Origin of the sequence: Amycolatopsis sp. NPDC004625 (assembly GCF_040609695.1) — a bacterium.
GTDB lineage: Bacteria > Actinomycetota > Actinomycetes > Mycobacteriales > Pseudonocardiaceae > Amycolatopsis.
Map to the genome: position 1 here is coordinate 175,193 of NZ_JBEXKX010000002.1, position 19,658 is coordinate 194,850.

The following is a 19,658-nucleotide window of genomic DNA, read 5'->3' on the forward strand; positions in this document are numbered from 1 at the left end:
CCATGAGTGCGAAGAACTCCGGCACCTTCACCATCGGCGGCGACCTCCCGGTCACCCGACTCGGGTACGGAGCCATGCAGCTGACCGGACCCGGTGTGTGGGGCGACCCGAAGGATCCCGGCGAGGCCGTCCGTGTGCTGCGGCGGGCCGTCGAGCTGGGCGTGAACCTGATCGACACGGCCGACGCCTACGGCCCCTTCGTCGCCGACCTGCTGATCAAGAAGGCGCTGCACCCGTACGCCGACGACGTGGTCATCGCGACCAAGGCCGGCTTCACCCGCCAGGGCCCGAACGAGTGGATCCCGGTCGGCCGGCCCGAGTACCTGCGCCAGCAGGTCGAGCTGAGCCTGCGCCACCTCGGCGTCGACCGGATCGACCTGCTGCAGCTGCACCGGATCGACCCGAAGGTGCCCGTGGCCGAGCAGGTCGGGGAACTGAAGAAGCTGCAGGACGAGGGCAAGATCCGGCACATCGGCCTGTCCGAGGTCGAGGTCGGCGATCTCGTCGAGGCGCAGAAGACCGCCGAGATCGTCTCGGTGCAGAACCTGTTCAACCTGGCCAAGCGCGACGCCGAGCCGCTGCTGGAGCACGCCACCGAGCACGGCATCGCCTTCATCCCGTGGTTCCCGCTGGCGACCGGCGCCCTCGCGGGGCCGGACAGCCCGCTGACCGCGCTCGCGAAGGAGCACGACGCCTCGCCGTCGCAGCTCGCGCTCGCGTGGCTGCTCAAGCGGTCGCCGGTCGTGCTGCCGATCCCGGGGACGTCGTCGGTCGCGCACCTCGAGGACAACGTCGCCGCCGCGGACATCGAGCTGTCCGACGCCGAGTTCGACGCCCTCAGCAAGGCGGTCTAAGCCGGGAGGACGTTGACCAGCACCTTCGACCGCGGGGCGATCAGGACGGTGTTGGCCCGGTCCGGCCGGATCCGCTCGCGGAGCCTGCGCTCCAGCGGGTAGGTCCGGCCGCCGGCGCGGAGGCTGAACGATTCGAGGCTCTTGAACCCCTCCGGGCTGCGGTGCAGGCCGATCGGGTACTCGTCGGTGAGGCGGGCGGTGTCGAAGTCGTGCGTCCAGCCGGTGACCGCGGTCAGCCGGCCGCCGAAGGCGTCGGCGAGCCGGCGCCAGCAGACGAACGCGAACCAGCCGGTGATCGCCAGGAGCGGGACCACGGTGCCCAGCACCTCGCCCGCCGTCTCCGCCACGAGGGCGAGGCTCACCGTCACCCCGAGTCCGGCGACGGCGACGGCCGCCGTCAGCCGGAAGGTCAGGTCGAGCAGCGCGCCGCGCTGCGCGGGGTGGAGCCGGCCGTTGCGGTTGGCCAGCTCCACCTCGGGCCGGTCGTTCACTCGGGGTGCTCCTTCTCGTAGGCCTCCTGGGCCTCGTGGTAGCGGTCGTACTGTTCGTTCTCCTGGCGGCGGCCTTCGGCCGCCACGCCGATCCCGTCGGCCACGTTGAATCCCGGCACCCCGTCGCCTTCACGCCACTTCTTCTGGTTGAGGAAGCTGCGGCCCTCCTCGGAATACTCGCCCGGGCCTTCCAGCTTCTCCCGGCCGGGCACGCGCTCCTTGGCGGCGTCGCTCCAGCCCTTCGCCGTCTCTTCGGCGGACTTCGCGTCCTTGCCCGCCTGCTTGAGCTCGTTGGCCTTGCGCTCGATGCCCGCCGCCGTGTCGACGCTCTTGTCCACGATCCGGTCGGCCGCCTTGCCCGCCTTCTTCAGCGCGTTCGCCGCCCCTTCCAGCGCCGCCTTCGACTTGCCGGCGCCCTTCGCCAGGCCCTCCAGCTTCTCGACGATCTTCGCGATGCGCGTGCTGATCTTCTCCGCCAGCACCCCGCCCTCGATCACCGTGTCCGCGATGAACGCCGCGATCGTGCCGCCGAAGGTGCACCACGACGCCGCCAGCGCGGCCAGCGCCTTGACGATCAGCTCGCCCACGAACGACGAGATCAGGTCCCGGATCAGCCCGCGCTCGGTGCCGACCAGCGCCGCGCCGACGTTCATCGCGGTCGACGCGCCTTCGGCGTGCGAAGCCGCGCCGCGCAGGACACCGACGTAGCTCTCGGCCGTCCGCTGGTAGGCGTCCGCGGACGCGCAGTCGCTGAACGACTGGCCGACCTGATTCGCCTTCCGCTCGTAGCTCTCGGCCGTCTCGGTGAGCGACTTCGCGATGTTCGTCCAGGTCACGGCCTTGGCGGTGATCGCTTCGGGCTTGCCGGCGAGCTTGTCGAGGCCGTCCTTGAGGAAGCTGATGTGCTCGATCAGCCAGCCGACGCCCGCGCTCGCCAGGGTCCCGAGCGGGTCCATCGCCGCGCCGAGCAGGTCGAGGGCGTCGGTGCCGACGTCCATCGCGAGGTTGCCCCAGTCGCCGTTGCGGGCGTCGGTCAGCGTGGAGGCGGCGTCGCTGAAGATGCCCGCGCCGCCGGTCTGCGCGTTGACGTTGTCCAGCTCGCCCTTCGAGCCGTCGCCCATGCCGCTCCAGAAGCCGCCCGCCGGCTCGGCCGTGGCGACCAGCGAGTTCTCCGTCATTCGGGCAGCTCCTTGCCGATGCCTTCGAGCAGGCACTTCGTCTTGTGTTCGTGGTCGCGGAACGCCGTGTGCGCGGTCTTCACCCGGTCGGCGACCTCGTGGCCGGCCTCGACCGCCGCGGTGAGGAAGCCGTCGGCGGTGGTCAGCCACGCCTGGATGGGGACCGCGAAGACCTGCCCGACCAGCCCGAAGGCGTCGAAGTCGAGCGCCTGCGCGGTGCCCGCGGCGTCGAGCGCCTGCTGGACCTTGGCGGCGATCTCGCGGATCTCGTCCTCGTGACCGCCGAGGGCGTCGAAGTCGACCTTCATCGCCATCAGAGCCCCCGGCGCAGGATCGGGCTGCCGAAGTCCTCGTCGGACGGCGGTTTCCGGCGCGGTTCCGCCGCGGGTTCTTCCGGCGCCGGAATCTGTTCCCTGAGGAATTCCATCGCCTCGCTGCGCTCCCCGATCACCGGCGCCATGATGCCGGTCAGCTGCTGGGCGGCATCGAGCTGCGCCCGCTTGGCCGTGGCCAGGACCGCCTGCGCCAGCCGGGTCCGCGGCAGCTCGTCCGCCCGCGGGCCGAAGGTGAGTTCCTGCAGCGCACCGGCGGTGTTGACGGTGACCGTGACGGCTCCGTCGGCACTCGTGGCGGTCGCCGAGACACGCTCGAGCCGCGCCTTCGCCTCGGCCGCGCGCCGGGCGATTTCGGGCATACCGGCCGAAGCCGGATCAAAACTGTTCACGGCGACCTCGGAAGTCGGGGAAAGGGACGCGGGTGAGAGGGAGCAAACCGGTTTTCGGTTCCCCCTTCAAGTCGAAAACCCATTCGCAGAACAATGCATGGGGTTCCGTTTGCGTGCTCTTTACCCCACGCGGACGGCCGGTGTTGAGCGCGACCGGCTCAGGCTTCCGTAAACTCGGATCCAGCAGCGAACGAGGTAGGTGAGGAACCGGTGGCCAACGCGGAGGAGCGCCGCTTCGACGTGCTGCGCGCGATCGTGGCCGACTACGTGTCCAACCAGGAACCCGTCGGGTCCAAGGCGATCGTCGAGCGGCACAACCTGGGTGTGTCGAGCGCCACCGTGCGCAACGACATGGCGACGCTCGAAGAAGAGGGGTACATCACCCAGCCGCACACCAGTGCCGGCCGCGTGCCGACCGACAAGGGGTACCGCCTCTTCGTCGACCGGCTCTCCGAGATCAAGCCGCTCAGCAGCGCCGAGCGCCGGGCCATCACCACGTTCCTCGACAGCGGCACCGACCTCGACGACGTCCTCAAGCGCTCGGTGCGGCTGCTCGCGCAGCTGACCCGGCAGGTCGCCGTCGTCCAGTACCCGATGCTGACCAACGCGAAGGTGCGCCACCTCGAGGTGGTGCCGCTCACGCCGGCGCGGCTGATGCTGGTGCTGATCACCGACAACGGGCGCGTCGACCAGCGCACGGTCGACCTCGGCGACGTCGTCACCGAAGAGGACGTCGCCCGGCTCCGGACCGTGCTGAACGCGGCCATGTCCGGACGGCGGCTCAACGACGCCGCGGCCCGCGTCGCCGAGCTGCCCGACAAGTCGCCCGGCGAGCTGCGGGACGCGCTCATCCGCGTCACCACCGTGCTCGTCGAGTCGCTGGCCGAGCACCCCGAAGAACGCCTGGTGCTCGGCGGCACGGCCAACCTCACGCGCAACGTCGCCGACTTCCCCGGCTCGCTGCGCCAGGTCCTCGAAGCACTCGAAGAACAGGTCGTCGTGCTCAAGCTGCTGGCCGCCGCGCGCAACCCCGGTGCGATCACGGTGCGCATCGGTGAGGAAAATGAGGACGAGCAGATGCGCAGCACCTCGGTCGTGTCGATCGGCTACGGCCAGGACATGGTGCTGGGCGGCATGGGGGTCGTCGGCCCGACCCGGATGGACTACCCGGGCACGATCGCCGCGGTGCGCGCGGTCGCCAACTACGTGGGGCAGATCCTGCACGGCCGCTGAGCCGGGCAGAGCAGAAGGAGAAGCAGAGACGGTGGCGAGGGACTACTACGGCATCCTCGGGGTGGCCAAGAACGCGAGCGATCAGGAGATCAAGCGCGCGTACCGGAAGCTGGCCAGGGAGCTGCACCCCGACGTCAACCCGTCGGAAGACGCGCAGCACAAGTTCGGCGAGGTCACGACGGCCTACGAGGTGCTGTCCGACCCGCAGAAGCGCAAGATCGTCGACCTCGGCGGCGACCCGATGGACGGCGGCGCGCGCGGTGGCGGTGGCGGCGACCCGTTCGCCGGCTTCGGCGGCCTCGGCGACATCATGGACGCCTTCTTCGGCGCGGCCGGCGGGGGCGGCGGGCGGGGGCGCGGCCCGCGCAGCCGGGTCCAGCCGGGCTCCGACGCGCTGATCCGGCTCGGCCTCACGCTCGAGGAGTGCGCGACCGGCGTCGACAAGGAGATCGCGGTCGACACCGCGATCGTCTGCGACCTCTGCCGCGGGGCCGGTACCAGCGAGGGCACCTCGGTCAAGACGTGCGACACCTGCGGTGGCGCCGGCGAGGTCCAGTCGGTCCAGCGGTCGTTCCTCGGCCAGGTCGTGACGGCCCGCCCGTGCCCGGTCTGCCGCGGCTTCGGCGAGGTCATCCCCGACCCCTGCCGCCAGTGCGGCGGCGACGGCCGCATCCGCGCGCGCCGCAACGTCACCGCGAAGATCCCGCCGGGCGTCGGCGACGGCATGCGCATCCGCCTGTCCGGCCAGGGCGAGGTCGGCCCCGGCGGCGGCCCGGCCGGCGACCTGTACGTCGAGATCGACGAGACCCCGCACGAGGTCTTCGTCCGGCAGGGCCACGACCTGCACTGCAACTTCCGCATCCCGATGACCACGGCCGCCCTCGGCGCCACGGTGCCGATCTCGACCCTGGTCGACGGCGACTACGAGCTCGACGTCGAACCGGGCACCCAGCCCAACGCCGAGCTCGTCCTGACCGGCAAGGGCATGCCGCGGCTGCGGTCCTCCGGCCGCGTCGACGGCCGTGGCGACCTGCACGTCCACATCGACGTCGTGGTCCCGACGAAGCTCGACGACGCCCAGCGCGAACTGCTCGTCGAGCTGGCCCAGCAGCGCGGCGAAGAGGTCCCGACGCTGGCGTCCAACGGCACGAAGCACGGCGGGCTCTTCTCGAAGCTCCGCGCGAAGAACCACCGCTGACCGTGCCCGACACCACCCTGCCGGTCTTCCACGCCGCATCGGTGCCGGCCTCGGGCCGGGCGGTCCTCGACGGCGAGGAGGCCCGGCACGCGGCGACGGTCCGGCGCCTGCGCGCCGGCGAGCGGCTGGTGCTGTCCGACGGCGCCGGCGCGATGGCGCGGTGCGTCGTCGAAGGCGTCCAGGCCGGGCGGGACGCTTCGCTCACGCTGACCGTCGAGTCGTTCTGGACCGAGGAGCCGCCCGCGTTGCGGGTCCTGGTCGCGCAGGCGCTGGCGAAGGGCGACCGCGGGGAACTCGCCGTCGAACTCGCCACCGAGGCCGGCGTCGACGCGATCGTGCCGTGGCGGGCGGCGCGGAGCGTCGCGAAGTGGGAAGACGGCGGGCGCGGGGACAAGGCCCTGGCCCGCTGGCGCGCCACGGCCCGGTCGGCCGCCAAGCAGGCCCGGCGCGCGCACGTCCCGGACGTCACCGAGCCGGTGACCACCGGCGAGCTCGCCGGGCTTGTCGCCACCATGTCCCTGGCGATCGTGCTGGAGTCCGACGTGCCGGAGCGGCTCACCGACCTGCCGCTGCCCGGCGCCGGGGACATCCTGCTGGTCGTCGGGCCGGAAGGCGGCGTCACGGACGAGGAACTCCGCACGCTGCGAGATGCGGGGGCGCGCGCGGTGCGCCTCGGGACGACCGTCCTGCGGACGTCGACGGCCGCCGCGGTGGCCCTGGGCGCGCTGGGCGCCCTGACGACGCGGTGGCGCTGAGAGATCACCTAAAAAACCGGCGTCATTTTGCGCCCAGTTATGGCGCGATCACACTCCGACCCGTTACTCTCGTTTACTAACGCGCCACACAGTGTTTCGGGCGCGCCACTGGGAAGAACACGGACTCCGCCGGGCACCTCCCCCCTCGGTCCGGCGGCCGCCGCGGTGGCGGTAGATCGACCCCCAGGGTCTACCGCGCCGCGGCATCCCGGTTTCCCTCCCTCGCTAAGGTGCTCGCATGAGCGAAACCGAGGCCGACACCCTCTTCGAACGGATCATCGCCGGCGAGATCCCGGCCGATGTCGTCCACCAGGACGAGACCACCTTCGCTTTCCGCGACATCCGGCCGCAGGCCCGCGTGCACGTGCTCGTCGTGCCGCGCAAGCGGTACCGGACCGTGGCCGAGCTCGCCGCCGCCGACCCGCAGCTGCTGGCCGACGTCGTCGCCACCGCCCGCAAGGTCGCCGAGGCCGAGGGGATCCTCGAGAGCGGCTACCGGGTCGTCTTCAACACCGACGCCGACGCCGGGCAGACCGTCTTCCACGTGCACGCCCACGTGCTCGGCGGGGAGCCGCTCGGGTTGTTCGGGGCGCCCGACGAGGACTAGGGAAACCGGCCTGCGTCCTGTCGGTGGGTGCCAGTAGCATCGGTGGGGTCCGTAGTCCCTCACCGAGAAAGCAGGCCTGAGGCCACGTGGCCGGAACCGTACCGGGTGGAGCCGCCCGACCCGACGTCCCCGGGGACGTCGCCAAGGCCGAGGATGCCGCCGTTCAGGCCGCGCAGTCCCGGTTCCCCATCCCCGACGCTGCCGCTCTCAGCCTGCTGGGCTCCCGCGATGAGAACCTGCGTGTCGCCGAGGAGCTCCTCGCGGCCGACGTGCACGTCCGCGGCAACGAAGTCACCCTGACCGGCACGCCGGCCGACGTCGCGTTCGCCGAACGCGTCTTCGCCGAGCTCGTGCAGCTCGCCACCGGCGGGCAGCAGGTCGGCCCCGACACCGTGCGCCGCACCGTCGGCATGCTCTCCACCGGGGACGCCTCGCCCGCCGAGGTGCTCAGCCTCAACATCGTCTCGCGGCGCGGGAAGACCATCCGGCCCAAGACGCTGAACCAGAAGCGGTACGTCGACGCCATCGACAAGCACACCGTCGTCTTCGGCATCGGCCCCGCCGGTACCGGCAAGACGTACCTGGCGATGGCGAAGGCCGTCCAGGCGCTGCAGGCCAAGCAGGTCACCCGCATCGTGCTGACCCGCCCGGCCGTCGAGGCCGGCGAGCGCCTCGGGTACCTGCCGGGCACGCTGAACGAGAAGATCGACCCCTACCTGCGGCCGCTCTACGACGCGCTGCACGACATGGTCGAGCCGGAGTCGATTCCGCGGCTGATGCAGGCCGGCACGATCGAAATCGCGCCGCTGGCCTACATGCGTGGCCGCGCACAGCCGACGAGTACGCCCGTGCTGACGCCGGAGGGTTTCCGGCCCATCGGCGAACTGCAGGTCGGCGACCTGGTCATCGGGTCCGACGGTGAACCGACGCCGGTTCTCGGGGTGTACCCGCAAGGCGAGAAGGACATCTACCGCATCACCGCGAGCGACGGATCATCGACGCTTTGCTGCGGTGAGCACCTCTGGACGGTCCGGACAGCGGCCGACAAGCGCCGCAACAAGCCGTGGCGCGTCCTCGAGACGCAGGAAATGATCGGCAAGCTCCGGGCCGCCCACGCCCGCCGCTACGAGCTGCCGATGCTCACGGCGCCCGTGTGCCACCCCGAGCGCGAAGTGCCGATGGACCCGTACGCACTGGGGCTCCTGCTGGGTGACGGCTGCCTGACCGGCTCCACCACGCCCGGTTTTGCGACCGACGACCCGGAGTTGGCCCTCGCTCTCGAGGTGGCGCTGCCCGGTGTGTCCGTGCGGCACAAGGGTGGAGTCGACTACACCCTGAACCGCGTTCGCGAACCCGGCGACGTCATCACCTTGGAGAATCCGGTCACCGGCGCCCTGCGCGCGCTGGATCTGCTCGGGACCCGCTCACACACCAAGTTCGTGCCGGAGGTCTACCTCCAGAACTCCGCGGAGGTCCGGCTCGCGGTCCTGCAGGGGCTCCTGGACTCGGACGGCGGGCCGGTCACCCAGTTTGCCCGTACCGGCCGCATCCAGTACACGACGACGTCGCCGCAGCTGAAGGCCGACGTCATCCGGCTGGTGCAGTCGCTCGGCGGGGTCGCCTACACCCGGCGTCGCGCCGCGCTGGGCCGCAAGCCTGGCCGCGCGAACGGACGTGACGTCGGCTATCGCCACGATGCCCATGTCGTCGAGATCCGGCTCCCCGCCGGCTTCGAGCCGTTCCGCCTGACCCGTAAGCGGCTCAAGTACCGCGAAGCCGGTGGTGGCGGACGCCCGATGCGGTTCGTCGAGAGCATCGAACCGGCCGGCCGCGCGGAAGCGGTGTGCATCCAGGTCGCGGCGGCCGACTCGCTGTACGTCACGGACGATCACCTGCTGACGCACAACACGCTGAACGACGCCTTCATCATCCTCGACGAGGCCCAGAACACCACGCCCGAGCAGATGAAGATGTTCCTCACCCGGCTCGGCTTCGGGTCCAAGATCGTCGTCACCGGCGACATCACCCAGGTCGACCTGCCCAGCGGGCAGCGCAGCGGCCTGCGGGTCGTGCGCGACATCCTCACCGGCGTCGAGGACCTCCACTTCGCCGAACTGACCAGCCAGGACGTCGTCCGGCACCGGCTCGTCGCGAGCATCGTCGACGCCTACGAGAAGTGGCAGGCCGTGCAGGACGCCCAGCAGAACGACGGCTGGAAGGGCAACCGGCGTTGAGCATCGAAATCGCCAACGAGTCCGGCGTCGACGTCGACGAGACCTCCATCGTCTCCGCCGCGCGCTACGCCCTCGACAAGATGGAGGTCAGCCCGCTCGCCGAGCTGTCCATCCTGCTCGTCACCCTCGACGTCATGGAAGACCTGCACGAACGCTGGATGGACCTGCCGGGCCCCACCGACGTGATGGCCTTCCCGATGGACGAGCTCGACTCCTCCCGCCGCCCCGACGCGCCCGACGCGTCGCCGGCGCTGCTCGGGGACATCGTGCTCTGCCCGGCCTTCGCCAAGGACCAGGCCAAGACCGCGGGCCACGCCCTGATCGACGAGCTGCACCTGCTCACCGTGCACGGCGTGCTCCACCTCCTCGGCTACGACCACGCCGAACCCGCCGAGGAGCGCGAGATGTTCGCCCTCCAGAAGCGCATCCTCGGCGAGTACCAGGAGGCCGTCGCCGCCCTGGACAAGCGGGACGCCCAGCGCAGCACCGACGACCGCGTCCTCGGCATCGCCGGGTTCGAGGCCCCGGCCGTCCCCGCCGAGCCACCCGCCGGGGAAACGCCCTAGGCGTCAGCCATGTCCCAGCTCATCTTCGCGATCGCGCTCGTCCTCCTGGCCGGCGTGTTCGCGGCGGCCGACGCGGCGATCAGCACCGTCTCGCAGGCCCGGGCCGACGGCCTCGCCCGGCTCGGGCTGCCCGGCGCCCGCCACCTCGCCGCCGTCGTCGCCGAGCGGCGCCGGCACATCAACCTGCTGCTCCTGCTCCGCCTCGGCTGCGAGCTCACGGCCACCGTGCTGGTCACGGTGTTCGTGGGCACCCGGCTGGCGCCGCTGGGCCTCGCCGTGCTGGTCGCGGCGGTCGTGATGGTCGTCGTCAGCTACGTCCTGATCGGCGTCGGCCCGCGCACCCTCGGCCGCCAGCACCCCTACCGCATCGGCCGGTACGTCGCCGGGCCCGTCCGCGTCCTCGGCTCGGTCCTCGGCCCGCTGTCGCGGCTGCTCATCCTCATCGGTAACGCCATCACCCCCGGCCAGGGCTTCCGCGAAGGCCCGTTCACCTCCGAGGTCGAGCTGCGCGAGCTCGTCGACCTGGCGCAGGAACGCGGCGTCGTCGAGGACTCCGAGCGCGAGATGATCCACTCGGTGTTCGAGCTCGGCGACACCGTCGCCCGCGAGGTGATGGTGCCGCGCACCGAGATCGTCTGGATCGAGCGCACCAAGACCGTCCGGCAGGCCCTCGCCCTCGCGCTGCGCACCGGGTTCACCCGGCTGCCGGTGATCGACGAGTCCGTCGACGACATCGTCGGCGTCGTCAACATCAAGGACCTGATGACCGGCTACCTCGACCCCGACGGGCCGAGCACGGTCGTCGACTCGGTGATGAACCCGGCGTCGTTCGTCCCCGACTCGAAACGCCTGGACGAGCTGCTCAAGGAGATGCAGCGCTCGCACAACCACATGGCGATCGCCGTCGACGAGTACGGCGGCACGGCGGGCCTGCTCACCATCGAAGACGTGCTCGAGGAGATCGTCGGCGAGATCACCGACGAATCCGACGCCGACGAGCGCCCCGAGGTCGAGGAGCTCGACGGCGGCGCCGTCCGCGTGTCGTCCCGGATGACCGTCGACGACCTGGGTGAACTGTTCGGCATCGACCTCGAAGACCACGACGTGGAGACCGTGGGCGGGCTGCTCGCGGAACGACTGGGTAGGGTCCCGCTACCGGGGGCCGAAGCCGAGGTCGCCGGCCTTCGGCTGTTCGCCGAAGGGGGCAAGGACCGGCGCGGCCGGATGCGGATCACCTCCGTGGTCGTGCACCCGGCCGACGCCGAGGCGATGACGGACCCCGTCGACCGGACGCGCCGCCGCACGCGCCTGCCCCACCCCGACGAACGCGACAGGAGCGTCGAACATGCCTGACCTCGAGGCCGAGGACCAGAAACTCGTCACGCTGGCCCGGTCCTCGCGCGCCCGCATCCAGGCCCCCGAGGGCGCCGCGGTCCGCGACACCGACGGCCGCACCTATGCCGCGGGCACGGTCGACCAGCCGTCGTTCAAGCTCACCGCGCTCCAGGCCGCGGTCGCCGCCGCCCTGTCCAGCGGCGCCGAGGGCATCGAAGCCGCCGCCGTCGTCAGCAGCGAGGGGCTGCTCAAGGGCGCGTCCGTGCACGCCGTCCGCGACATCGCGAAGTACGCGCCGATCATCCTGGCCACCCCGGACGGCGAAGTCCTCGAGGTGCTCGAGCGATGACCGAGCACCGTTCCGGCTTCGCCTGCTTCGTCGGCCGTCCCAACGCGGGGAAGTCGACGCTCACCAACGCCCTCGTCGGCACCAAGGTCGCGATCACCTCCAGCAAGCCGCAGACCACCCGGCACGCCATCCGCGGGATCGTGCACCGCGAGGACGCCCAGCTCGTCCTGATCGACACGCCCGGCCTGCACCGCCCGCGCACCCTGCTCGGCGAGCGGCTCAACGACATCGTGCACACGACGTGGTCCGAAGTGGACGTCGTCGGCTTCTGCGTCCCGGCGAACGAGAAGATCGGGCCGGGCGACAAGTTCATCGCCAACGAGCTGCAGAAGATCGCGCAGCGGACCCCGGTCATCGGGATCGTCACCAAGACCGACCTCGTCCAGCCGCAGCAGGTCGCCGAACAGTTGCTTGCCCTGCAGCAAGTGATGGAGTTCGCCGAGCTCGTCCCGGTGTCCGCAGTGGACGGGTTCCAGGTCTCCACCCTGGCCGACCTGCTGGTCCGGCGGCTGCCCGAGGGCCCGCAGCTCTACCCGGGCGGCGAGCTCACCGACGAACCCGAGCAGACGCTGGTCGCCGAGCTGATCCGCGAGGCGGCGCTGGAAGGCGTCCGCGACGAGCTGCCGCACTCGATCGCCGTCACCGTCGAGGAGATGCTGCCCCGCGAAGGCCGCGACGACCTCATCGACGTGCACGCGTTCCTGTACGTGGAACGGCCCAGCCAGAAGGGGATCATCCTGGGGCACAAGGGCGAACGGCTGCGCGAGGTGGGCGCCGCCGCCCGCCGGAACATCGAACGGCTGCTCGGCTCGAAGGTCTACCTCGACCTGCACATCAAGGTCGCCAAGGAGTGGCAGCGCGACCCCCGTCAGCTGCGCCGGCTGGGCTTCTGACCGGCGCTTTCACCGCGCGGGGGAGGATCAGCGGAATTCCTGGTCTCGATTCGGTCGCGGCGGGAGCAATCACCGGACGCGCGGCCGCGCCGCCCCCTACAGTCGCGGCTTCGACCACACCACGGCCGGTCGGGGCGGCCGCGGATCCGGTGGTCGTCTCTGGAGCACGACGAAGGGGAACAACCGATCATGACCGACAGCCAGGGCATGCCCAACTACCCCGGCGACCAGCCGAACCAGCCCGGCGGGCAGCCGAACTACCCCGGCGGCCAGCCTGGTGGCTACCAGCCGGGCCCGCCCCCGAGCAACTACCTCGTGTGGGCGATCCTCACCACGATCCTCTGCTGCCTCCCGTTCGGCATCGTGTCGATCGTGCAGGCCACCAAGGTGAACGGGCTGTGGGCGCAGGGCCAGACCGCGGCCGCCCAGGAGGCTGCCGACTCGGCCAAGAAGTGGGCGATCATCGCCGCGATCGTCGGTGTCGTGCTCAACGTGCTGTGGATCATCCTGCTGATCGCGGGCGCGTTCACGTTCAACGCGACGGTTCCTTCGCGATACTGACGTAACCGAACAGCAGGAGGATCCCGGTGACCGACCAGTACCCGCCGCCGTACCCGCCCCCGGGCGGGCCGCCACCCGGTTACGGCTACGGCTACCCGCCGCCCAACTACGGGCCGCCGCCGGAGAACGGCATGGTGTGGGCGATCCTGAGCACCGTGCTGTGCTGCCTGCCCCTGGGCGTCGTCTCGATCGTGAAGTCCAGCCAGGTGAACTCGTTGTGGTTCCAGGGCTTCCACGCCGAGGCGCAGAAGGCGGCCGACGACGCCCGCAAGTGGGCGATGTGGTCGGCCATTTCGACCGGGGTCCTCCTGCTGCTCTACATCGTCGTTTTCGTCGTCATCCTGGGCATCGGCGTCTCTTCGGCGGGGTGGCGGTAGTGACGGTGACGACCGTCTACACGGGAGTCCCGGCCCACGGCACCCGGCAGAAGCTGCGGGCGCTCGCCCCGCCGCTGGCCGTCGTGGCCGGGCTCGGCGTGTGCGCCGCGGTGGTCTGGGCCGGCGACCCGACCACCCCCGGCGGGTTCCTGCCGCTCTGCCCGACCAAGGCGCTGCTCGGCATCGACTGCCCGGGCTGCGGCGGCATGCGGATGGCGTACAGCCTGATGCACGGGAACATCCCGGCGGCGCTGCACTACAACGCCGTGTCGTTCGTCTTCGTGTTCCTCTTCGTGTGGAGCATGGCCGCGTGGACCCTCGGGCGCCTGCGCGGCCGCGCGATGAACAGCTGGCTGCAGTGGCGGTGGACGCCACTGGCCTTTTCCGTCGTGTTCGTCGTCTGGTTCGTCATCCGCAACCTCCCGTTCGCGCCGTTCACGGGCCTGCGCGTCTGATCGCGGACGGACGGGAACCGGGCCGCCACGCACCGCGTCGGACCGGCACGCCGTTCACCCGGACAGCTGAAGCCTGAGCAGCGCGGCCGAACGCCAACCGAGTACGCTCCCGCGGACCGCGCCGTTCGTCCGGGGTCCTGCACGGGACGTGCGGCGGAGTGACCAGCGAGGGGGAGACCCAATGACCGATCCCTACGGTCAGCAGTCCTACGGGCAGCAGCCCTTCGGGCAGCAGCCCGGTGGCCAGCAGCCGTTCGGGCAGCCGCAGCCGGGGCAGCCGCCGTACGGCCAGCCCACGCCGTACGGGCAGGCGCCCTACGGGCAGCAGGCGCCCTTCGGCCAGCAGAGCAACCCCTTCGGCCCGCCGCGGAACTACGCGAACTGGGGCCAGCGCGCCCTCGGCGCGCTGGTGGACTACGGGCCGGTTGTCCTGCTGTACGCGATCGTCATCCCGCTGAGCCTCTACGGCGGCCACCTCGGGACGCTGCCGACCCTGGTCGCCGCGCTGGCGTGGATCGCCTGGTCGGTCTACAACCGGTGGATCATGCAGGGCAACACCGGGCAGTCGTTCGGCAAGCGGGTCGCGAAGATCAAGCTGGTCCGCGAGGACACGGGGCAGCCGATCGGCCCGGCCATGGCGTTCGTGCGCGATCTCGCCCACTTCGTCGACAGCGTCATCTGCTACGTCGGCTGGCTGTGGCCGCTCTGGGACGACAAGGGGCAGACCCTCGCCGACAAGATCATCGGCACCGTCGTGGTCAACGCCGACGACGCGGCCGCGCCGTTCGCGCCGCAGAGCGCGCAGTCGTTCGGTAGCTTCCCGCCGCCGGGCCAGCCGGGCCAGTACGGTCAGCCGCCGTCCTCCGGCGGGTTCCCGCAGCAGCCCGCGTCCGGTGGTTTCCCGCAGCAGCCGCCGTCCGGCGGGTTCGAGCAGCAGCCCGCGCCGGGTGCCTTCGGCCAGCCGCAGCCGGGCGGGTTCGGCCAGCCGCCGTCCCCCGGTGGGTTCGGGGCCCAGCCCCCGCAGCCGGGCGGCTTCGGGCAGCAGCCGCTCGCGCCGCCGCCGGGCGGTGGCGCGTTCGACGAGCAGGCCGAGCGCACCCAGATGCTGCGCCCGGGTGCCGGCAGCGGCTCCGCCTTCGACGAGCAGGCCGAGCGGACGCAGATGCTGCGCCCGGACGCCCCGGGCGAACCCGAAGCGACCCAGAAGATCCAGCCCGGCCAGTTCGGCCAGCCGCCGAACGAGCAGCGCTGACACGCTTTTTCCGCACCACCACCGCCGGGGTCTCCTGGCGGGAGTTCACGAATAGTTGGGGTACAACGTCATGACCAATCCCTACGGCCAGCAGCAGCCCTACGGCCAGCAGCCGCAGCAGCCGCAGCAGCCCGGCTACGGCCCGCCGTCCGGCGGCATGCCCGCGCCCTACGGCCAGCCTGCGCCGTACGGGCAGCCCGCGCCGTACGGCCAGCCGCCCACCGGTGGCTTCGGCGCGCCCGGCTACGGCACCCCGGGGTACGGCATGCCCGGTGGTGGCGACATCAACCAGATCAAGGACTACAAGGGCTGGGCGATCGCTTCGCTCTTCCTCGGCGGCATCATCCTCGGGATCTTCGCGATCATGAAGTCCAACGAGGTCGGCACGTACAAGATGCAGGGCAACTACATGATGGCGGAGCAGGCGTCGCGGACGACCAAGACGCTCTGCCTGGTCTCCTCGATCCTCGGCGGCCTCAGCTGCGTCCTGGTCCTGTTCGCGTTCCTCATCCCGCTGATCGCCTACGGCGTCTCCTGACCCGGTTTCCGCGGGGCGCTCCACCCCGGCATCGCCCGGAAGTGGGACGATGTCGGGGTGGTGAACCTCTACCGCGACACCGGGGTGGTGTTGCGCACGCACAAGCTGGGTGAAGCCGACCGGATCGTCACCCTGCTGACCCGGCGGCACGGCAAGGTCCGCGCCGTGGCGAAGGGCGTGCGGCGCACGTCGTCGCGCTTCGGGGCGCGGCTGGAGCCGTTCGGCCACGTCGACGTGCAGTTCTACACCGGACGGACGCTCGACGTGATCACCCAGGTCGAGACGGTCGACGCGTTCCAGCTGCCGCTGGTCGCCGACTACCAGAGCTACACCGCGGCCAGCGCGATCGCCGAAACCGCGGACCGCCTCTCCGCCGAAGAGGGCGAGCCGGTGCTCAAGCTGTACCTCCTCGTCGTCGGCGCGCTGCGGGCGCTGGCCGAGGGGCAGCGCGACTCCTCGCTGGTGCTCGACGCGTTCTTCCTCCGCGCGATGTCCTACGCCGGCTGGGCGCCCGCGCTCACCGAATGCGCCCGCTGCGGCCTGCCGGGCCCGCACAACGCGTTCAGCGTCGCCGCGGGCGGCTCGATGTGCGCCGACTGCCGGATACCCGGCTCCGTGCACCCGGCGCCCGAGGTCCTGAACCTGCTCACGGCGCTCCTGCACGGCGAATGGCCCCTGGCCGAGTCGACCCTGCCCGGCACCCGCCGCGACGCGAGCGGCCTGGTCGCGGCCCACCTGCAGTGGCACCTGGAACGCCAGCTGCGGTCCCTGCCCCTGGTCGAGCGACGTGCCCGGGAGTCGGCCACACCAGGGCAGTAGGGTCGGGTTGACCGTTCACCCATCCAGGGAGGCTCGCAGTGCTGCGCAGGGGACGCGAGAACAAGGCGTCGCGATACGAGCTGCGGGCCCCGGATCCGCACCCGTCGGGCGCGAAACCGCCGGAGATCCCGCGCGAGCTGGTGCCCAAGCACGTCGCGCTGGTCATGGACGGCAACGGCCGCTGGGCCAACCAGCGCGGCCTGCCGCGGATCGAAGGTCACAAGCGCGGCGAAGCGGTGATGATCGACGTCGCCGCCGGGGCCGTCGAGATCGGCGTCAAATGGCTCTCGGTGTACGCCTTCTCGACCGAGAACTGGAAGCGCAGCCCCGAAGAGGTGCGGTTCCTGATGGGCTTCAACCGCGACACCATCCGCCGCCAGGTCGACTACCTCGGCTCGATCGGCGTGCGCATCCGCTGGGCCGGGCGGCGGCCGAAGCTGTGGGCGTCGGTGATCAAGGAACTGCAGGCGGCCGAAGAAAAGACCAAGCACAACACGGCGCTGAACATGACCATGTGCGTCAACTACGGCGGCCGCGCCGAGCTGGGTGACGCGATGCAGCGGATCGCGCAGGACGTCGCCGGCGGTCGCCTCGACCCCGCCAAGGTTTCCGAGAAGACCATCGGGAAGTACCTGTACCAGCCGGACATGCCGGACGTGGACCTGTTCCTGCGGCCCTCGGGCGAGCAGCGGACGTCGAACTTCCTGCTGTGGCAGTCGGCCTACGCCGAGATGGTCTACCAGGACACGCTGTTCCCCGACTTCGACCGGACCCACCTGTGGCGGGCCTGCCTGGAGTTCGCGAAGCGGGATCGCCGCTTCGGCGGCGCGGTCGACCAGGCGGCTTCCTCGTGAGTGCCACCGAAGCGGTCGAAACCGCGGAGCTGCTGACGCGGGCCCGGGAGGCCCTGGAGCGCTACCTCGAAGTGCACGTCGACGACGACGGCGCGCTGACGTTCGCCCACGGCGGCGTCCCGTGCGTGATCCAGGCGACCCGGCTCGGCGAGGGGCTCACGGTGCTGACGCTGACCTGTGTGGTCGGCTGGGACCTGGCGGACGCGCCGTCGCTGTCGATCGCCGTCGCCGAGCGGGCGGGGCAGGGGCTGTTCGGGACGCTCGGGGTCGGGCATTCGGACAACGGCGTCGACGTGACGCTGCGGTACGCGTTCCCGGCGGCCGGCCTGGACGAGGCGGCGCTCGGGACGTTGCTGATGCTGGTCGTGTCGACGGCCTCGCAGCTGCGGACCGATCTGCCCGGAATCATGCCCGGCGACTGACCCGTCCGGGGTGGATTTTCCGCCGCGAACGGAGGATTCCGTACCGAAACGGACCGTGATCCTCCGTTCGCGGCCCGTGCGGGTCCCTTCGTGTCGGACGGTCCTGGCATCATCGCCGTCGTGAACATCGTTTCCGACACCGCGGCCGAGCCCGGCCGGCGCACACGCCGGTTCCGGATCAGCTCGGTCGAAGTGCTGTGCGCGATCCTGCTGATCGCGGTCCTCGCGCAGGGCTGGCTGCAGCAGGCGTTCGACGTGCCCGCGTTGCGCACCGGCTCCACGGTGTTCGTCGCCGTCTGCGTGCAGGCGTTGCCGTTTCTGGTGCTGGGCGTGCTGATCAGCGGGGCCATTGCCGCCTTCGTGCCCGCCCGCGTGCTGGAGAAGGTGTTGCCGCGCCGGGCCGGGGCGGCGGTGGGCGTCGCCGGGCTGGCCGGGGTGGCGCTGCCGGGGTGCGAGTGCGCTTCGGTGCCGGTGGCGCGAAGGCTGATGGGGCAGGGCGTGGCGCCGGCTGCGGCGCTGACGTTCCTGCTGGCGGCACCGGCGGTGAACCCGGTGGTGCTGGTGGCCACCGCGGTCGCGTTCCCGGGCAGGCCGGAGATGGTGCTGGCCCGGTTCGCCGGTTCGCTCGCCACGGCGATGGTGATGGGCTGGCTGTGGGCCCGCTGGGGCAAGCTGGAGTGGATCACGGCGCGGGCGCTGCAGCGGCTCCCGGAGGTGGCGGGCGGTCAGCGGTGGCGCGTGTTCGCCGAGACCGCGCGCACGGATTTGGTGGAGGCGGGCGGTTTCCTGGTGCTGGGGGCGCTGATCTCGTCGGCGCTGAACGTCCTCGTGCCGGCCCGCTGGTTCGGCGTGCTGGGCGGCCAGCTGGTGCTCGGCGTGGTGGTGATGGCGGTCCTGGCGGTGGTGCTGGCGCTGTGCAGCGAGGCCGACGCGTTCGTCGCGGCGTCGCTGACGGCGTTGCCGCTGCTGCCGAAGCTGGTGTTCCTGGTGGTCGGCCCGGCGATCGACGTCAAGCTGTTCGCGCTGCAGGCGGGGACGTTCGGAAGGTCGTTCGCGGCGCGGTTCGCCCCGGTGACGTTCGTGGTCGCGGTGGTCTGCGCGCTCGGCGCCGGATTCCTGGTGGGGGTCGCGTGAAGCGGGAGACCCAGAACATCCTGCTGATCCTGCTCGGCGGGGCGCTGGTCAAGATCGCGCTCAACGGCGACTACCTGCGGTACGTCAAGCCGGCGCAGCAGCCGTGGATCATCGCCGGGGGTGCGGTGATGGTGCTGCTCGGCGCGGTCGCCATCGTGCGCGACCTCGTGGTGCGGCGGGCTGTTCCCGAGGAGCACGACGGCCACTCGCACTCGGCGCGCCCGGCGTGGCTGCTGCTGGTGCCGGTGCTGGCGGTGTTCCTCGTCGCGCCGCCGGCGCTGGGCGCGGACTCGGTGATCCGCACGGAGGCCCGCGTCCCGGCGAGCGCGGCGGCCGCCAACGCGGCGGCGTTCCCCCCGCTGCCGGCGGGGAACGTGGTGCCGCTGTCGGTGAACGAGTTCGTCAGCCGCGCGGGCTGGGACGCGGCCGGCACGCTCAACGGCCGCACGGTGTCGCTGACCGGCTTCGTCGTGCACACCGAAGGCCGGACGCTGCTGGCCCGCCTGGTGATCAGCTGCTGCGCGGCGGACGCGTTCCCGGTGACGGTCCGCCTCCGCGGCGGTGAAGCCGACCGCTTCGCCAGTGACACCTGGATCCAGGTGACGGGCCAGGTGGTCCCGGGCACCGCAACGAAGGCGACGAGCTACACCCCGGACCTCACCCCGGCCTCGGTGACCACGATCCCGACCCCCAAGGACCCCTACGAATACTGAACCCACGCACCCAGAGGGTCGGCTCGCGTACCCAGGGGGTCGGCTCGCGTACCCAGGGAGTCGGCTCGCGTACCCAGGGGGTCGGCCGGGGGTGGAAGCCGAGCCGACCGTGCGGG

General features: G+C 71.4%; 24 protein-coding genes and 2 pseudogenes. 22 read left to right on the forward strand and 4 right to left on the reverse strand.

The genetic code is table 11. The features are described from left to right. Positions 1-2: 2 nt before the first annotated feature. Entirely contained in the window at positions 3-854 is an 852-nt protein-coding gene (locus tag ABZW17_RS02615) for an aldo/keto reductase (RefSeq protein ID WP_354808900.1), read from the forward strand. Here the strand turns inward: ABZW17_RS02615 and ABZW17_RS02620 are convergent. Genes ABZW17_RS02620 through ABZW17_RS02635 form a run of 4 tightly spaced genes read right to left on the reverse strand, consistent with a single transcriptional unit; the run spans position 851 to position 3,217 of the window. Continuing rightward, complete coding sequence (locus ABZW17_RS02620) at positions 851-1,345, reverse strand: hypothetical protein (protein ID WP_354808902.1); 495 nt, start codon at positions 1,343-1,345, stop codon at positions 851-853. The genes ABZW17_RS02615 and ABZW17_RS02620 overlap by 4 nt on opposite strands. Next, positions 1,342-2,523 (reverse strand): hypothetical protein, encoded by a 1,182-nt coding sequence (locus ABZW17_RS02625; protein ID WP_354808904.1) that lies wholly within the window; start codon positions 2,521-2,523, stop codon positions 1,342-1,344. Before ABZW17_RS02625 ends, ABZW17_RS02620 begins: the two co-directional genes overlap by 4 nt. Beyond that, on the reverse strand, positions 2,520-2,837 hold the full coding sequence (locus ABZW17_RS02630; protein WP_354808906.1) for a type VII secretion target: 318 nt from the start codon (positions 2,835-2,837) through the stop codon (positions 2,520-2,522). The genes ABZW17_RS02625 and ABZW17_RS02630 overlap by 4 nt, the downstream gene beginning before the upstream one ends. Next, positions 2,837-3,217 (reverse strand): YbaB/EbfC family nucleoid-associated protein, encoded by a 381-nt coding sequence (locus ABZW17_RS02635; RefSeq protein WP_354808908.1) that lies wholly within the window; start codon positions 3,215-3,217, stop codon positions 2,837-2,839. Before ABZW17_RS02635 ends, ABZW17_RS02630 begins: the two co-directional genes overlap by 1 nt. Before the next feature lie 240 nt (positions 3,218-3,457). Here ABZW17_RS02635 and hrcA point away from each other — a divergent pair, with 240 nt between their 5' ends. The 21 genes and pseudogenes from hrcA (at position 3,458) to ABZW17_RS02740 (ending at position 19,542) form a co-directional block, all read left to right on the forward strand. Beyond that, positions 3,458-4,480: a heat-inducible transcriptional repressor HrcA gene (gene hrcA, locus ABZW17_RS02640; RefSeq protein WP_354808910.1), complete on the forward strand. Its 1,023-nt coding sequence runs from the start codon at positions 3,458-3,460 to the stop codon at positions 4,478-4,480. Between the two features lie 31 nt (positions 4,481-4,511). Further along, on the forward strand, positions 4,512-5,678 hold the full coding sequence (gene dnaJ, locus ABZW17_RS02645) for a molecular chaperone DnaJ (RefSeq protein ID WP_354808912.1): 1,167 nt from the start codon (positions 4,512-4,514) through the stop codon (positions 5,676-5,678). A 2-nt stretch (positions 5,679-5,680) separates the two neighbouring features. Beyond that, on the forward strand, positions 5,681-6,433 hold the full coding sequence (locus ABZW17_RS02650; protein ID WP_354808914.1) for a 16S rRNA (uracil(1498)-N(3))-methyltransferase: 753 nt from the start codon (positions 5,681-5,683) through the stop codon (positions 6,431-6,433). Between the two features lie 238 nt (positions 6,434-6,671). Continuing rightward, on the forward strand, positions 6,672-7,040 hold the full coding sequence (locus ABZW17_RS02655) for a histidine triad nucleotide-binding protein (protein ID WP_354808916.1): 369 nt from the start codon (positions 6,672-6,674) through the stop codon (positions 7,038-7,040). Positions 7,041-7,126: 86 nt separating this feature from the next. Continuing rightward, positions 7,127-7,867: pseudogene (locus tag ABZW17_RS02660) on the forward strand (PhoH family protein); the annotation flags it as partial. A gap of 351 nt (positions 7,868-8,218) precedes the next feature. Then, positions 8,219-8,680: pseudogene (locus ABZW17_RS02665) on the forward strand (LAGLIDADG family homing endonuclease); the annotation flags it as partial. Between the two features lie 156 nt (positions 8,681-8,836). Then, complete coding sequence (locus tag ABZW17_RS02670; protein ID WP_354809300.1) at positions 8,837-9,274, forward strand: PhoH family protein; 438 nt, start codon at positions 8,837-8,839, stop codon at positions 9,272-9,274. Continuing rightward, a complete protein-coding gene (ybeY, locus tag ABZW17_RS02675) occupies positions 9,271-9,840 on the forward strand; it encodes an rRNA maturation RNase YbeY (RefSeq protein WP_354808918.1) in 570 nt (189 codons plus the stop codon). The genes ABZW17_RS02670 and ybeY overlap by 4 nt, the downstream gene beginning before the upstream one ends. A 9-nt stretch (positions 9,841-9,849) precedes the next feature. Beyond that, positions 9,850-11,193: a hemolysin family protein gene (locus ABZW17_RS02680; RefSeq protein WP_354808920.1), complete on the forward strand. Its 1,344-nt coding sequence runs from the start codon at positions 9,850-9,852 to the stop codon at positions 11,191-11,193. After that, positions 11,186-11,524 carry a cytidine deaminase gene (locus tag ABZW17_RS02685; protein WP_354808922.1) on the forward strand — a complete coding sequence of 113 codons (339 nt, stop codon included), beginning with the start codon at positions 11,186-11,188 and terminating at the stop codon, positions 11,522-11,524. The genes ABZW17_RS02680 and ABZW17_RS02685 overlap by 8 nt, the downstream gene beginning before the upstream one ends. Beyond that, positions 11,521-12,417: a GTPase Era gene (era, locus tag ABZW17_RS02690; RefSeq protein WP_354808924.1), complete on the forward strand. Its 897-nt coding sequence runs from the start codon at positions 11,521-11,523 to the stop codon at positions 12,415-12,417. Before ABZW17_RS02685 ends, era begins: the two co-directional genes overlap by 4 nt. Before the next feature lie 189 nt (positions 12,418-12,606). Further along, on the forward strand, positions 12,607-12,978 hold the full coding sequence (locus ABZW17_RS02695) for a CD225/dispanin family protein (RefSeq protein WP_354808926.1): 372 nt from the start codon (positions 12,607-12,609) through the stop codon (positions 12,976-12,978). 26 nt (positions 12,979-13,004) lie between these two features. Beyond that, positions 13,005-13,355 (forward strand): CD225/dispanin family protein, encoded by a 351-nt coding sequence (locus ABZW17_RS02700; protein ID WP_354808928.1) that lies wholly within the window; start codon positions 13,005-13,007, stop codon positions 13,353-13,355. Beyond that, on the forward strand, positions 13,355-13,810 hold the full coding sequence (locus ABZW17_RS02705; RefSeq protein WP_354808930.1) for a DUF2752 domain-containing protein: 456 nt from the start codon (positions 13,355-13,357) through the stop codon (positions 13,808-13,810). The genes ABZW17_RS02700 and ABZW17_RS02705 overlap by 1 nt, the downstream gene beginning before the upstream one ends. A gap of 181 nt (positions 13,811-13,991) precedes the next feature. After that, positions 13,992-15,062: an RDD family protein gene (locus ABZW17_RS02710; protein WP_354808932.1), complete on the forward strand. Its 1,071-nt coding sequence runs from the start codon at positions 13,992-13,994 to the stop codon at positions 15,060-15,062. A 70-nt stretch (positions 15,063-15,132) separates the two neighbouring features. Continuing rightward, positions 15,133-15,600 (forward strand): CD225/dispanin family protein, encoded by a 468-nt coding sequence (locus tag ABZW17_RS02715; RefSeq protein ID WP_354808934.1) that lies wholly within the window; start codon positions 15,133-15,135, stop codon positions 15,598-15,600. A gap of 57 nt (positions 15,601-15,657) precedes the next feature. After that, the gene (gene recO / locus ABZW17_RS02720; protein WP_354808936.1) at positions 15,658-16,419 is read left to right on the forward strand and encodes a DNA repair protein RecO; all 762 of its coding nucleotides are present in this window, start codon (positions 15,658-15,660) and stop codon (positions 16,417-16,419) included. Positions 16,420-16,457: 38 nt separating this feature from the next. Then, positions 16,458-17,273, forward strand: a complete 816-nt coding sequence (locus tag ABZW17_RS02725) for an isoprenyl transferase (protein ID WP_354808938.1) — start codon at positions 16,458-16,460, stop codon at positions 17,271-17,273. After that, positions 17,270-17,695: a YbjN domain-containing protein gene (locus ABZW17_RS02730; RefSeq protein ID WP_354808940.1), complete on the forward strand. Its 426-nt coding sequence runs from the start codon at positions 17,270-17,272 to the stop codon at positions 17,693-17,695. Before ABZW17_RS02725 ends, ABZW17_RS02730 begins: the two co-directional genes overlap by 4 nt. Before the next feature lie 120 nt (positions 17,696-17,815). Beyond that, entirely contained in the window at positions 17,816-18,829 is a 1,014-nt protein-coding gene (locus ABZW17_RS02735) for a permease (RefSeq protein ID WP_354808942.1), read from the forward strand. Further along, a complete protein-coding gene (locus ABZW17_RS02740) occupies positions 18,826-19,542 on the forward strand; it encodes a TIGR03943 family protein (RefSeq protein WP_354808944.1) in 717 nt (238 codons plus the stop codon). The genes ABZW17_RS02735 and ABZW17_RS02740 overlap by 4 nt, the downstream gene beginning before the upstream one ends. The last annotated feature ends 116 nt before the right edge of the window (positions 19,543-19,658 follow it).

Bases quoted from the DNA above. Each gene is read 5' to 3' on its own strand.
- ABZW17_RS02710 (WP_354808932.1), top strand. From the start codon at position 13,992: ATGACCGATCCCTACGGTCAGCAGTCCTACGGGCAGCAGCCCTTCGGG.
- ABZW17_RS02635 (WP_354808908.1), bottom strand. From the start codon at position 3,217: ATGCCCGAAATCGCCCGGCGCGCGGCCGAGGCGAAGGCGCGGCTCGAG.
- ABZW17_RS02680 (WP_354808920.1), top strand. From the start codon at position 9,850: ATGTCCCAGCTCATCTTCGCGATCGCGCTCGTCCTCCTGGCCGGCGTG.
- ABZW17_RS02655 (WP_354808916.1), top strand. From the start codon at position 6,672: ATGAGCGAAACCGAGGCCGACACCCTCTTCGAACGGATCATCGCCGGC.
- ABZW17_RS02630 (WP_354808906.1), bottom strand. From the start codon at position 2,837: ATGGCGATGAAGGTCGACTTCGACGCCCTCGGCGGTCACGAGGACGAG.
- era (WP_354808924.1), top strand. From the start codon at position 11,521: ATGACCGAGCACCGTTCCGGCTTCGCCTGCTTCGTCGGCCGTCCCAAC.
- ABZW17_RS02615 (WP_354808900.1), top strand. From the start codon at position 3: ATGAGTGCGAAGAACTCCGGCACCTTCACCATCGGCGGCGACCTCCCG.
- ABZW17_RS02625 (WP_354808904.1), bottom strand. From the start codon at position 2,523: ATGACGGAGAACTCGCTGGTCGCCACGGCCGAGCCGGCGGGCGGCTTC.
- ABZW17_RS02685 (WP_354808922.1), top strand. From the start codon at position 11,186: ATGCCTGACCTCGAGGCCGAGGACCAGAAACTCGTCACGCTGGCCCGG.
- ABZW17_RS02695 (WP_354808926.1), top strand. From the start codon at position 12,607: ATGACCGACAGCCAGGGCATGCCCAACTACCCCGGCGACCAGCCGAAC.
- ABZW17_RS02670 (WP_354809300.1), top strand. From the start codon at position 8,837: ATGCGGTTCGTCGAGAGCATCGAACCGGCCGGCCGCGCGGAAGCGGTG.
- ABZW17_RS02715 (WP_354808934.1), top strand. From the start codon at position 15,133: ATGACCAATCCCTACGGCCAGCAGCAGCCCTACGGCCAGCAGCCGCAG.